General features: G+C 70.2%; 13 protein-coding genes. 8 read left to right on the top strand and 5 right to left on the bottom strand.

Annotation, left to right across the window (positions count from 1 at the left end; genetic code table 11):
- Positions 1–361: 361 nt before the first annotated feature.
- From C3488_RS32605 to pstB, 7 genes are all read left to right on the top strand, one after another.
- Positions 362–2767 carry an RNA degradosome polyphosphate kinase gene (locus tag C3488_RS32605; protein WP_181139289.1) on the top strand — a complete coding sequence of 802 codons (2406 nt, stop codon included), beginning with the start codon at positions 362–364 and terminating at the stop codon, positions 2765–2767.
- The gene (locus C3488_RS32610; RefSeq protein WP_103844490.1) at positions 2748–3941 is read left to right on the top strand and encodes a CHAD domain-containing protein; all 1194 of its coding nucleotides are present in this window, start codon (positions 2748–2750) and stop codon (positions 3939–3941) included. The genes C3488_RS32605 and C3488_RS32610 overlap by 20 nt, the downstream gene beginning before the upstream one ends.
- A gap of 67 nt (positions 3942–4008) precedes the next feature.
- Entirely contained in the window at positions 4009–4446 is a 438-nt protein-coding gene (locus C3488_RS32615) for an NUDIX hydrolase (protein ID WP_103844491.1), read from the top strand.
- A 294-nt stretch (positions 4447–4740) separates the two neighbouring features.
- Positions 4741–5883, top strand: coding sequence for a phosphate ABC transporter substrate-binding protein PstS (gene pstS, locus C3488_RS32620; RefSeq protein ID WP_103844510.1), 1143 nt, complete (start codon positions 4741–4743; stop codon positions 5881–5883).
- A 101-nt stretch (positions 5884–5984) separates the two neighbouring features.
- The gene (gene pstC / locus C3488_RS32625; protein ID WP_103844492.1) at positions 5985–6992 is read left to right on the top strand and encodes a phosphate ABC transporter permease subunit PstC; all 1008 of its coding nucleotides are present in this window, start codon (positions 5985–5987) and stop codon (positions 6990–6992) included.
- Positions 6989–8050: a phosphate ABC transporter permease PstA gene (pstA, locus tag C3488_RS32630; RefSeq protein WP_103844493.1), complete on the top strand. Its 1062-nt coding sequence runs from the start codon at positions 6989–6991 to the stop codon at positions 8048–8050. Before pstC ends, pstA begins: the two co-directional genes overlap by 4 nt.
- A 47-nt stretch (positions 8051–8097) precedes the next feature.
- Positions 8098–8874: a phosphate ABC transporter ATP-binding protein PstB gene (pstB, locus tag C3488_RS32635; RefSeq protein ID WP_103844511.1), complete on the top strand. Its 777-nt coding sequence runs from the start codon at positions 8098–8100 to the stop codon at positions 8872–8874.
- 111 nt (positions 8875–8985) lie between these two features.
- On the opposite strand, the gene C3488_RS32640 is transcribed toward pstB, so the two are convergent.
- The 3 genes from C3488_RS32640 to C3488_RS32650 all read right to left on the bottom strand — a co-directional run bounded on the left by C3488_RS32640 (position 8986) and on the right by C3488_RS32650 (position 10890).
- The gene (locus C3488_RS32640) at positions 8986–9186 is read right to left on the bottom strand and encodes a DUF5988 family protein (RefSeq protein WP_103844494.1); all 201 of its coding nucleotides are present in this window, start codon (positions 9184–9186) and stop codon (positions 8986–8988) included.
- A 77-nt stretch (positions 9187–9263) separates the two neighbouring features.
- Entirely contained in the window at positions 9264–10262 is a 999-nt protein-coding gene (locus tag C3488_RS32645) for an inorganic phosphate transporter (protein WP_103844495.1), read from the bottom strand.
- Between the two features lie 7 nt (positions 10263–10269).
- Positions 10270–10890, bottom strand: coding sequence for a DUF47 domain-containing protein (locus C3488_RS32650; protein WP_103844496.1), 621 nt, complete (start codon positions 10888–10890; stop codon positions 10270–10272).
- 224 nt (positions 10891–11114) lie between these two features.
- Between C3488_RS32650 and C3488_RS32655 the strand changes: the two genes are divergently transcribed.
- The gene (locus C3488_RS32655) at positions 11115–11471 is read left to right on the top strand and encodes a metal-sensitive transcriptional regulator (protein WP_103844497.1); all 357 of its coding nucleotides are present in this window, start codon (positions 11115–11117) and stop codon (positions 11469–11471) included.
- Between the two features lie 10 nt (positions 11472–11481).
- Here C3488_RS32655 and C3488_RS40880 read toward each other — a convergent pair whose 3' ends face one another.
- Together C3488_RS40880 and C3488_RS32660 are read right to left on the bottom strand one after the other, a co-directional pair.
- Positions 11482–11658: a hypothetical protein gene (locus C3488_RS40880; protein WP_181139290.1), complete on the bottom strand. Its 177-nt coding sequence runs from the start codon at positions 11656–11658 to the stop codon at positions 11482–11484.
- Positions 11659–11813: 155 nt separating this feature from the next.
- Positions 11814–12656 (bottom strand): hypothetical protein, encoded by an 843-nt coding sequence (locus C3488_RS32660; RefSeq protein ID WP_103844498.1) that lies wholly within the window; start codon positions 12654–12656, stop codon positions 11814–11816.
- Positions 12657–12744: the final 88 nt, after the last annotated feature.

A 12744-nucleotide genomic window follows, 5' to 3' on the forward strand; every position in this document is an offset into this window, starting at 1 on the left:
AGATTCAGCCCCTCCGGCGTTTGAGGAGCGGGGGCCCGGAGCCGGCCCCCGGATGGGGTCTGGGGCGAAGCCCCAGCGGGGCGCGGGGGACGCGTCCCGGCCGAGGTCCAGGGGGCGGAGCCCCAGCGAGGTCCAGACGACGCGTCCCCACCGAAGTCCAGGGGCGAAGCCCCAGCGAGGTCCAGACGACGCGTCCCCACCGAAGTCCAGGGGCGGAGCCCCTGCTGGGGCTGAAGAGGCGGAGCCCCTGGAGGGTGGGACAGGTGGGGCGGCGGGGGCGATGTCCCCGGGCCTCCGCGCGCTATCCCGCACGTCATGTCGCCGTAACCACTGATTCAGACGGGCTTGCGACGCTCGGTCAATGAACGTCGCCGTGCCAGGACCCTTGCCGCCCCCGGAGAACGGGGCCGGTGCGGACCGTGCGCGCTCGCTGCCGCCCGGTCGTTCCGACGCGCCCGTCACCCGTTCGGCGCGGAAGAATGGGTTTATGAGCCAGCAGAACGCCCAGGCGCCGGTCCACACGTCCCCCGGAACCCCCCACGAGGGGGAGCCCTCGGGTCGCGCGAACATGCAGAACCAGCAGCCCTCCGTGGGCTCCATCGCCGCGCACCGCCCGCACACCGTGGCCGCGGCGGTCTCCGGACTCGATCCCGACCTCGACGCCGACCTCGACGCCTACGAGGAGGCCGAGGGCGCCCAGCTGCCGCAGGGCCGTTTCCTGGACCGCGAGCGCAGCTGGCTCCAGTTCAACGAGCGTGTCCTCGAGCTCGCCGAGGATCCGAACACGCCGCTCCTCGAGCGCGCGAAGTTCCTCGCGATCTTCGCCAGCAACCTGGACGAGTTCTTCATGGTCCGGGTCGCGGGACTGAAACGCCGTATCGCCACCGGGGTCGCCACCCGGTCCGCGTCGGGCCTCCAGCCCCGCGAGGTGCTGGAGATGATCTGGGCCCGCTCCCGCGAGCTGATGGCCCGGCACGCCGCCACCTTCCAGGAGGACGTCGCCCCCGCCCTTGCGGAGGAGGGCATCCACATCGTCCGCTGGAGCGAGCTGACGGACAAGGAGCAGGCGCGGCTGTTCACGCTGTTCCGGCACCAGATCTTCCCGGTGCTGACCCCGCTCGCCGTGGACCCCGCGCACCCCTTCCCGTACATCTCGGGCCTGTCCCTGAACCTCGCGGTCGTCGTGCGCAACCCGGTCTCCGGCCACCGCCACTTCGCACGTGTCAAGGTGCCGCCGCTGCTCTCCCGCTTCCTGGAGGCCTCCCCGCAGCGCTACGTCCCCATCGAGGACGTCATCGCCGCGCATCTGGAGGAGCTGTTCCCGGGCATGGAGGTGCTGGAGCACCACACCTTCCGGATAACCCGGAACGAGGACCTCGAGGTCGAGGAGGACGACGCCGAGAACCTGCTCCAGGCCCTGGAGAAGGAGCTCATGCGGCGCCGCTTCGGCCCGCCGGTGCGCCTGGAGGTCGAGGAGTCCATCGACCGGTACGTCCTCGACCTGCTGGTGCGCGAGCTGAAGATCTCCGAGGCCGAGGTCTACCCGCTGGCCGGCCCCCTGGACCTCACCGGCCTCTTCGGCATCGCCAACCTCGACCGGCCCGAGCTGAAGTACCCCAAGTTCGTCGCCGGCACCCACCGCGACCTCGCGGAGGTCGAGTCGGCGTCCGCGCCGGACATCTTCGCCGCGCTGCGCGAGCGGGACGTCCTGCTGCACCACCCGTACGACAGCTTCTCCACGTCCGTACAGGCCTTCCTGGAACAGGCCGCCGCCGACCCGGACGTCCTCGCGATCAAGCAGACGCTGTACCGCACCTCGGAGACCTCGCCGATCGTCGACGCGCTGATCGACGCCGCCGAGTCCGGCAAGCAGGTCCTCGTGCTGGTCGAGATCAAGGCCCGCTTCGACGAGCAGGCCAACATCAAGTGGGCCCGCAAGCTGGAGGAGGCGGGCTGCCACGTCGTCTACGGTCTCGTCGGGCTGAAGACCCACTGCAAGCTGTCCCTGGTCGTCCGGCAGGAAGGGGAAACGCTTCGCCGGTACAGCCACGTCGGCACGGGCAACTACCACCCGAAGACCGCACGACTGTACGAGGACCTGGGGGTGCTGACGGCCGACCCGCAGGTCGGCGCGGACCTGTCCGACCTGTTCAACCGGCTGTCGGGCTACTCCCGCCGGGAGATCTACCGCCGCCTGCTGGTCGCGCCCAAGTCCCTGCGCGACGGTCTGGTCTCGCGGGTCAACAAGGAGATCCAGCACCACCGGGCCGGTCGGCCCGCGTCCGTCCGCATCAAGGTCAACTCGATGGTGGACGAGGCGGTCATCGACTCCCTCTACCGGGCCTCCCAGGCGGGCGTCCCCGTCGACGTGTGGGTGCGCGGCATCTGCGCGCTGCGCCCGGGCGTGACCGGCCTGTCGGAGAACATCCGCGTACGATCCATCCTCGGCCGCTTCCTGGAGCACTCCCGCGTCTTCGCCTTCGGCAACGGCGGCGAGCCGGAGGTGTGGATCGGCAGCGCCGACATGATGCACCGCAACCTCGACCGCCGTATCGAAGCGCTCGTCAGGGTCACCGACCCGGCGCACCGGGCGGCTCTCAACCGGCTCCTGGAGACCGGTATGTCCGACACCACCTCGTCCTGGCACCTGGGCCCGGACGGCGAGTGGATCCGGCACGCCTTCGACGCCGACGGCCAGCCCCTGCCGAACATCCAGGAGATGCTCATAGACGCCCGGAGGCGCCGGCGTGGCACAGCGACACCTTGATCCGCCCACCGACCCCACGGCCGGGCCCACGACCGGGCCCTCCCGCAAGCTCTCGACCGCTCCCCCACTCTCGACTCCGCTCGAGCGGGGGGACCCCCGCGAGCAGGGAGGTGCCCCCGCCGGGGAGGCCCTCGCGGAGTACCTGCGGGCGCAGGCGACGGAGTTCCTCCGCTCGCTGCGCCGGCACCGGGAGGCCGGTGACGGGGGTCCCCCCGCTCGGGCGAAGTCGCGAACGGGGGAGGGGGGCGGTACGGGGGACTTCGGCGACGCCGCGCTCGCCCTGCGCCGCTCGGCACGTCGTATCAGCGGCACGCTGCACACGTTCCGCGCCCTGCTCGACGCCGAGTGGTCGGAGGCGATGCGGCCGGAGCTGGCCTGGCTGTCGGGCACGCTGGCCCGCGAGCACGCCTACGCGGCCCGGCTCGACCGCCTGCTGCTCGCCCTGCACCGGCTGTCGGGCTCGTCAGCCTTCCCCACGCAGACGACCGGCGCGGCGGAGGGCGCCGGGTCGCGCGACCGGGCCGACGCTGTTCCGGAGCGCGGCAACCTGACCGTGGGAGCCGCGAAGGCGGGCGCCCTGCTGGAGCGTCAGCTCACCCTGGCCCGCACCCGCGCCCACTCGGCGGCCCTGCAGGCCATCGGCTCCAGCCGCTTCCACGCGGTGGCGGACAGCGTCGCCTTACTCGCCAGCGAGGTCCCGCTCACCCCGGCCGCGGCGACCGCCGACCTGCGCCCGCAGGCCGCGGCGGCCGAGGAACGGCTGACCGACGCGGTGGCCGCGCTGCCGCTGGTCACCGCGGGCCACCCGTACAACGCGGAGGCCCTCGTCCACGGACTGTCGCCGGACCCGGCCCCGCACCCGCAGGACGGCCCCTGGCACCAGGTCCGGCTGCTGCTGCGGCTGCACCGCTACGCGCGTGAGGTGCTGTACGGGCCGTACGGCGAGAACCCGGCGGTCGACGTGCGGCTGCTGGCGGCCGGGCAGGCCCTCAACCGGCACCGGGACGCCTCCGAGGCGGCGGCCGCGGCGGCAGCGGCGGCCCGCACCCCGCGCATCGCCCCGGCGACGGCATACGCCCTGGGCGTGCTGCACGCCGACCAGCGCCACGAGGTGGAGGCGGCCCGCTTCGCCTTCCAGCTGTCGTGGCAGAAACAAGCGGTCGGTACTCCGTAGGCGCCGCAGGGACGGCAGGGCTCACAGGGCGCGCACCGTATGCGCGGGAGAGGAGCCGGAGCACCCGATGACCGATCAGACCATCCGCGCGGCCGGCTGTGTCCTGTGGCGCCGCTCGCCCGCAGACGGCGCCCTGGAGATCTGTCTGGTCCACCGGCCGAAGTACGACGACTGGTCCCACCCCAAGGGCAAGCTGAAGCGCGGCGAGGACCCGCTCACGGGGGCGGTGCGGGAGGTGGCGGAGGAGACGGGCTGCACCGCCGTGCCCGGGGCGCCCCTGCCCACCGCGCACTATCTGGCCGGCGGCCGCCCCAAGCAGGTCCACTACTGGGCGGCCGAGGCCGCGGGCGGCTCCTTCGCCCCCAGCCGTGAGGTCGACCGCGTCCTGTGGCTCCCCCCGGCCGCGGCCCGCCACCGCCTGACCCACCCGCGCGACAAGGAGCTCGTCGACACCCTGCTCAGGGTGCTGGAGCAGCCGACCGCCCCAAGGCCCGGCGCGGAGTGACGCGCGCGGTCGCGGGTGCGTCCGACATGAGCGGATCCGGACCGCTGCGCAGAGGACGAAGGTCGCGAGGAGAATCCGGGATCACCCCGTGTCCTCGACGTAAGCGTTCCGTGACCTAACCACACCGTCCGCAGGGGTTCACCCCCCGTTCACTTTCGGCCATAGGCGCCTTCACCTGATCTGCCTAATTTCGGCCTTACCAGGTGGCGGGCGCGACCTCGCATGCGCGCCCACATCGCCTACCTCTCGCACGCCGCCGATCAGGACGGCGGCTCCTGGAAGGAACTCCCGAAAGTGAAGCTTCAGCGCATGAACCGGCGGGCCCTCACCCTCGGTGCTCTCGCCGTCTCCGGCGCCCTGGCCCTCACGGCGTGCGGCTCCGACGACACGGGCTCCAAGAGCAGCGGCGGGGGCTCCAGCGCCTCCGCGGGTGCGGCCAACACGAGCTCGATCAAGTGCGACAACGCCAAGGGCCAGCTGCTCGCCGACGGCTCATCCGCGCAGAAGAACGCCATCGACGCCTGGACGGCCGCCTTCAGCCAGGCCTGCCAGGGCGTGCAGATCAACTACAAGGGCAGCGGCTCCGGTGCCGGTGTCACCGCGTTCACCCAGGGCCAGCTCGCCTTCGCCGGTTCCGACTCCGCGCTGAAGCCCGAGGAGATCGAGGCTTCCAAGAAGATCTGCACCGGTGGCGGCCAGGGCATCGACCTGCCGATGGTCGGCGGCCCGATCGCCGTCGGTTACAACCTGCCGGGCGTGGACAACCTGGTCCTGGACGCCACCACGCTGGCCAAGATCTTCAACAGCGACATCAAGACCTGGGACGACCCGGCGATCAAGAAGCTGAACCCGAACGCCAAGCTGCCGTCCACCAAGATCTCGGCCTTCCACCGTTCGGACGAGTCCGGCACCACGGACAACTTCACCAAGTACCTGAAGGCCGCGGCCCCCGCCGTCTGGGGCAAGTACTCCGGCGGCAAGGCCTGGCAGGCCCCGGGCGGCCAGTCCGCTCCGCAGTCCGCGGGTGTGGCCCAGCAGGTGAAGCAGACCGCCGGCGCCATCGGCTACTTCGAGCTGTCCTACGCCAAGGACATGAACACGGTCGCCATCGACACGGGCGCCTCCTCGCCGGTCAAGCCCTCCACCGACGCCGCCAGCAAGGCCATCGCGGACGCCAAGGTCGTCGGCACCGGCAAGGACCTGGCGCTGAAGCTCAACTACACCACCAAGGCCGACGGTGCCTACCCGATGGTCCTGGTCACCTACGAGATCGTCTGCGACAAGGGCAACAAGGCGGACACCCTGCCCGCCACCAAGGCCTTCCTGCGCTACATCGCCGGCACGGACGGCCAGTCGATCCTGACCCAGAACAGCTACGCGCCGATCCCCGACGCGATCATCTCCAAGGTCCGCACCACCATCGAGGGCCTGAGCTGACCTGAGTGTGCGGCCCGTCCCCGCGGGGACGGGCCGCACCGTCCGGTGCACCGCCGCCTGGAGCCGAGCCACGAGCGCGGCTCCGCAGACCGGAGATCCCGATGGACATAACCACGAAGAACACACAAGCGCCTCCTCCCGCCCCCCAGCCGTCCGTGGCCGAACACAAGCGCGCGGCCCGCGGTGCCACCCGGCCCGGAGACCGGATCTTCCTCGGTCTGTCCCGTGGGTCGGGCATCCTGCTGCTGGTGATCATGGCCGCGATCGCGGTCTTCCTCGCCTACCGGGCCTACCTGGCCATCAGCAAGGACCACGGCAACTTCCTGACCACCTTCGAGTGGAACACCGGAGCGATTCCGCCGGTCTTCGGCATCGCCGTCCTGGCGTTCGGCACGGTGGTCTCCTCGATCATCGCCATGGTCATCGCGGTCCCGATCGCGGTCGCCATCGCGCTCTTCCTCACCCACTACGCCCCGCGCCGTCTCTCCGGCCCCATCGCGTACGTGATCGACCTGCTCGCCGCCGTGCCGTCCATCGTCTACGGCCTGTGGGGCGCCCTGATCCTCGTACCGCACCTGACCGGGCTCTTCGGCTGGCTGAACGACTACTTCGGCTGGACCGGCATCCTGTCCTGGGACGGCGGGCCGCCGCGCTCGCTGCTCACCGTGGGCATCCTGCTCGCGATCATGATCCTGCCGATCGTCACCAACGTGAGCCGTGAGGTCTTCCGGCAGGTCCCGCGGATGCACGAGGAGGCGGCTCTGGCCCTCGGAGCCACACGCTGGGAGGTCATCCGCATGGCGGTGCTGCCCTTCGGGCGCTCCGGCGTCATCTCCGCCTCGATGCTCGGCCTCGGCCGCGCGCTCGGCGAGACCATGGCCGTGGCCACCGTGCTCTCCCCGGACTTCCTCATCCACGGCAGCCTGCTCAACCCGGGCGGCGGCACCTTCGCCCAGAACATCGCCAGCAAGTTCAACGAGGCGACGGAGTACGGCCGTGACGCGCTGATCGCCTCCGGTCTGGTCCTGTTCGTCATCACCCTGCTGGTCAACGGCGCGGCCCGCGCGATCATCGCCCGCCGCAAGGAGTACTCGGGGGCCAACGCATGAGCAACGCACTTGTCGCCGACAAGCGCCCCAGCACCCTGCGCGGCGCCCGCCTGCCCCAGTGGTCCCCGTGGGCCATCGCCGCCGGCTCGATCGCCGTCGCGTGCGGCATCGGCGCCGCCGCCGGTCTCACCAGCCACATCCAGTGGGGCCTGATCGCCGCGATCCTCTTCCTCCTCGGCACCTACGCCGTCGCCGCGCGCGTCGAGGGCCGCCGTCAGGCCAAGGACCGCATCGCGACCTCCCTGGTGTGGGTGGCCTTCCTGCTCGCCGTGATTCCGCTGGTCTCCCTGGTGTGGACGACCCTCTCGCGCGGTGTGAAGGTCCTCGACATCTACTTCCTGACCCACTCGATGGGCGTCGTCCCCGACTCCCAGCCGGGCGGAGGCATCTACCACGCCATCCTCGGCAGCCTCGAGCAGGTCGGCCTCGCCACCGTCATCGGTGCGCCGATCGGCGTGCTCACCGCCATCTACCTGGTGGAGTACGGGCGCGGCAGGCTCGCCCAGGCCGTCACCTTCTTCGTCGACGTGATGACCGGTATCCCGTCGATCGTCGCCGGCCTGTTCATCCTCAGCCTGATGCTGATCTTCAAGATGGAGCCCTTCGGCTTCGCCGGTTCGCTCGCCCTGGCCATCCTGATGATGCCGGTCGTGGTCCGCTCCACGGAGGAGATGCTCAAGCTCGTCCCGAACGAGCTGCGCGAGGCGTCCCTCGCGCTCGGCGTCCCCAAGTGGCGCACCATCCTCAAGGTGGTCCTGCCCACCTCCATCGGCGGCATCACGACCGGCATCATGCTGTCGATCGCCCGTATCGCCGGTGAGACCGCGCCGGTGCTGCTGCTGGTGTTCGGCAACCGCTTCATCAACGCGAACCCCTTCGAGGGTGCCCAGCAGTCGCTGCCGCTGTACATCTACCAGCAGTACGCGAACAGCGCCGGCGCCAACGCCGCGTACGACCGGGCCTGGGCGGCGTCGCTGACGCTGATCGCCTTCGTGATGATCCTCAACCTGCTGGCCCGCGGCATCGCCCGCTGGAAGGCCCCGAAGACCGGTCGCTGAGGCGGCCATACAGCGACCGATCAAGACTTTCTGGAAGTGAAGTGGTCATGGCCAAGCGAATCGACGTAAGCGGGCTCACCGCCTACTACGGCTCCCACAAGGCGATCGAGGACATCTCGATGTCGGTCGAGCCGCGGTCGGTGACGGCGTTCATCGGCCCCTCCGGCTGCGGCAAGTCGACGTTCCTGCGCACCCTCAACCGTATGCACGAGGTGACGCCGGGCGGGCGCGTCGAGGGCAAGGTGCTGCTCGACGACGAGGACCTGTACGGCGCCGGGATCGACCCGGTCTCCGTCCGCCGTGAGGTGGGCATGGTCTTCCAGCGCCCGAACCCGTTCCCCACGATGTCGATCTTCGACAACGTGGCGGCCGGGCTGCGGCTGAACGGCAACTACAAGAAGAGCGAGCTGGCGGACATCGTCGAGAAGTCGCTCAAGGGCGCCAACCTCTGGAACGAGGTGAAGGACCGCCTGAACAAGCCGGGCTCCGGCCTCTCCGGTGGTCAGCAGCAGCGTCTGTGCATCGCGCGGGCGATCGCGGTGGAGCCGAAGGTGCTCCTGATGGACGAGCCCTGCTCCGCCCTCGACCCGATCTCCACCCTCGCCATCGAGGACCTGATCGGCGAGCTGAAGGAGCGCTTCACGATCGTCATCGTGACGCACAACATGCAGCAGGCGGCCCGTGTCTCGGACCGTACGGCGTTCTTCAACCTGGCGGCCGTGGGGCAGCCGGGCAAGCTGATCGAGATCGACGACACCGAGCGGATCTTCTCCAACCCGTCGGTCCAGGCGACCGAGGACTACATCTCGGGTCGCTTCGGCTGATCCGGCGGTCCGTGCGAAGACCCCTCGCGGTGCTGCATGGCGGTGCCACCGCGAGGCCGAAGAGGGCCCGCCCCTGGCTCCCGGGGGCGGGCCCGCTCGTGTCCCGGGCCGCTACTCGGCCACTTCCGTACGCTCCCACCACCGGTAGACGGTGACGTTCTGCTCCTCGACATCCTGATGGCGCGTGGTGACCTTGTAGTGCTCGTACCCACCACGGTGCGGAATCTTGAGCTCCTGGCCGGGAGGAACAACCGGCACGACCTTCCCGGCCAGTTCCTCGGGTCCACCTTCGAGAAGTGCCTTGCTACCCATACCTCCAGTTTTGCCACCCTGCCGACACCCGCATCTCGAAGCCACGGGCCGGCACGGTGGCACCGGAGTCCGCACCCCTACAGGAACGCCAGGTTGATCAGCCCGAACGCGGTGGCCGCGACCAGCGCCGCCGCAGGCATCGTGATGAACCAGCCCAGGACGATGTTCTTCGCCACGCCCCAGCGCACCGCGTTCACCCGCTTCGTCGCGCCCACGCCCATGATCGCCGAGGTGATCACATGCGTCGTGGAGATCGGCGCCTTGAACAGGAACGCCGTCGCGAACATGATCGACGCCCCCGTGGTCTCCGCCGCGAACCCCTGCGGCGGGTCCAGTTCGATGATCTTGCGGCCCAGCGTGCGCATGATGCGCCAGCCGCCCGCGTACGTGCCCAGCGACAGCATCGCCGCGGAGACGAGCTTCACCCACACCGGGATCGGGTCCCCGTAGTTCTCGACGTCGGCGATGACCAGGGCCATCACCACGACGCCCATCGTCTTCTGTGCGTCCTGCAGACCGTGGCCGAGCGCCATGCCCGCGGCCGACACCGTCTGGGCTATCCGGAATCCGCGCTTCGCCTTGTGCGGGTTGAACCGGCGGAAGATCCACATGATGGCCGTCATCACCAGGTAGCCGACGATCAGGCCCACCACCGGCGACAGGAACATGGGGGTGATGATCTTGTCCACGACGCCGGACCAGTGCACCGCCGTACCGCCCGCGAGGGCCGCGCCCACCAGTCCGCCGAACAGCGCGTGCGACGAGGACGACGGCAGGCCGTAGTACCAGGTGATCAGGTTCCAGACGATGGCGCCGAGCAGTGCCGCGAAGAGGATGCCCATCCCCTTGCTGCCCTGGGGCGTCTGGATCAGCCCCTCACTGACCGTCTTCGCCACGCCGCTGCCGAGGAAGGCGCCGGCGAGGTTCATCACCGCCGCCATCGCCAGCGCCGCCCGCGGGGTCAGCGCCCGCGTCGACACCGATGTCGCGATGGCGTTCGCGGAGTCGTGGAAGCCGTTCGTATATGCGAAGAGGAGTGCGACCAGGATGGTCAGGATGAGAGCGAAGGTGTCCATGGACGCCTCAGGACTCCTTGACCGCGATGGTCTCCACGGTGTTGGCCACGTGCTCGAACGCGTCCGCGGCCTCCTCCAGGACGTCCACGATCTGCTTGAGTTTCAGGACCTCTATCGCGTCGTACTTGCCGTTGAACAGGTGGGCCAGCAGCTTGCGGTGGATCTGGTCCGCCTGGTTCTCCAGCCGGTTGACCTCGATCCAGTACTCCGTGAGGTTCTCCATCGTGCGGAGGTTCGGCATCGCCTCGGCCGTCAGCTCCGCCGCCCGCGCCAGCACCTCGATCTGCTGCTCGACGCCCTTCGGCAGTTCCTCGACGTTGTAGAGGACGACCAGGTCGACGGCCTCCTCCATGAAGTCCATGATGTCGTCGAGGGACGACGCGAGGGAGTAGATGTCCTCACGGTCGAACGGCGTGATGAACGAGGAGTTCAGCTGGTGGAAGATCGCGTGCGTGGCGTCGTCACCGGCGTGTTCCGCGGCCCGCATACGCTCTGCGATCTCGGCCCGGGCGGAGGTGTCCGCCCCGAGCAGTTCCATCAGGAGTTTCGAGCCGGTGACGATGTTGTCCGCGGACGCGGCGAACATGTCGTAGAAGCTCGTCTCCCTGGGGGTCAGACGAAAGCGCACGTGGGGTCCTCGGGGTGCTTCGGTTTCGGTCAGGCTGATGCTAAGGGCATCTTCCGGCCACGGCTAAGGGGCCGTCCTCCAGTGTCACCCATCGGACAGTGTGGTCCTCACGGGGGCACTGCGGAGGTGGCCGGGCAGTGACCACAGGGCCGTATACCCAGCAAAGTTCGTTACCATATACCCGTGGGGGGTATCTCTCCGCAGCGGGGCACGAGGAGGACGCGATGACGACGACCGGGGCCGGCGCGACAGCGCCCTCGGGGGGCACCGACGCCGTGGTGACCGATCACGACCGCGGCATCCACGGCTACCACAAGCAGAAGGACGAGCACCTCAAGCGCCTGCGCCGCATCGAGGGCCAGATCCGCGGCCTGCAGCGCATGGTCGACGAGGACGTGTACTGCATCGACATACTCACGCAGGTCTCGGCCTCCACCAAGGCCCTGCAGTCCTTCGCGCTCCAGCTGCTCGAGGAGCATCTGCGCCACTGCGTCGCGGACGCCGCGCTCAAGGGCGGCGCGGAGATCGACGCGAAGGTGGAGGAGGCGACGAAGGCGATCGGGCGCCTGCTGCGGACCTGACGCCGGCGGCTCACTCGCCGGAGGCGTCCCGTTCCTCGGCCACCTTCAGCACCTCGTCGATGCTTTCCAGACTCAGCCGGTCCTCGTGCGCGGCCGAGGCCGCGATGATCAGGTCACCGCACAGTTCGATCTCGGCGAGGGCCACGTGGTCCTGAACTGCCGTACCGCCGACCGGAGCCACGCGCATCACCTCTTTCTGCCGTCACCGGGCTTCCTGGGGCCGCTTCCCAGGGTAGGGAGCGGCCCTTGGGCGGCGCATGGCACGGACGGGCCATTTCAGGCCCCCTCAACCGCGCCACTTCCGGCCACTCGCCCGCGCCACGACCGGCCCGCACCCCCACCTCACTGCTCGGCGATCTTCCCGGCGAAGATGTCCCCGGCCGCCGGCAGCCGTACGTCGGCCGGGGCCCCGAAGTCGTACAGCACCGTCGTCGAGGCCACCGCCACCGGCGTCTTCTGCCGCCCGCCCACGAAGCTGAACCGGTGGCGGACCTCGCGGACGCGCCCCTCGTCGTCGAGGTAGGCGTCGAACGGGACCTCGGCCGTGGCGAACCCTTTCGCCGCCGCCTGGAGCGCCTTCCTGTTCCCGGCGGACGCGTCGCGCGCCGCCAGCCCGATGTCGGCGACCCCCCGGTAGTGCCGCACCGGGGTCCCGCCGATCCGGGTGCTGCCGACATACGTCGCCTTCCGCACCCCGCGCAGCAGCTCCGCGGCCGTGTACGGGTCGGTGGCGCCGCCGGTGACCAGGTTGCCGTCGGAGAGCGTGGTCGTGTCGACCCGCACCCACTTGTCCGCGGGCACGCCCGCGCCCCGGTTCTTCATGAAGAGGGCGCCCGGCGCGAGCAGTTCGGTGATGGGACGGTGCTCCTCGGCGCCCGCCGGGTCCTGAGGGAGCGTCACCGTCAGCCGCCCGAGCCGTCCCCGGTAGTCATAGACGCCCTCGCCGCGGATCGTGACCCGGGTGCCGCCGGTCGCCATCTCCATCGACGTACGGGCCTTGGAACTGCCCTCGCGCACCAGGACGGCTGCCGCCTGGTGCAGCGCCTGGACGGCGCCCGGGCCGGAGCGCGCGTCCTCGGCGGCGGCCCCGTCGCCCGCACAGCCGGTGAGCGAGGGCGAGCAGACCAGGAGCCCCACCGTCGCGACCACCGCCGCACCGACCCGACCGCGCTGCCGCACCACCATCGCCTGCCTACCCCCAGCCGGTCCGTCCCGGTGCCCTCCTGTCGTTCCGGTTAACGACGGGTAGGGGGACCCGTCACGCGCGCCTTCG

The sequence above is a fragment of the Streptomyces sp. Ru72 genome (genome assembly GCF_002920635.1).
Lineage (GTDB): Bacteria > Actinomycetota > Actinomycetes > Streptomycetales > Streptomycetaceae > Streptomyces.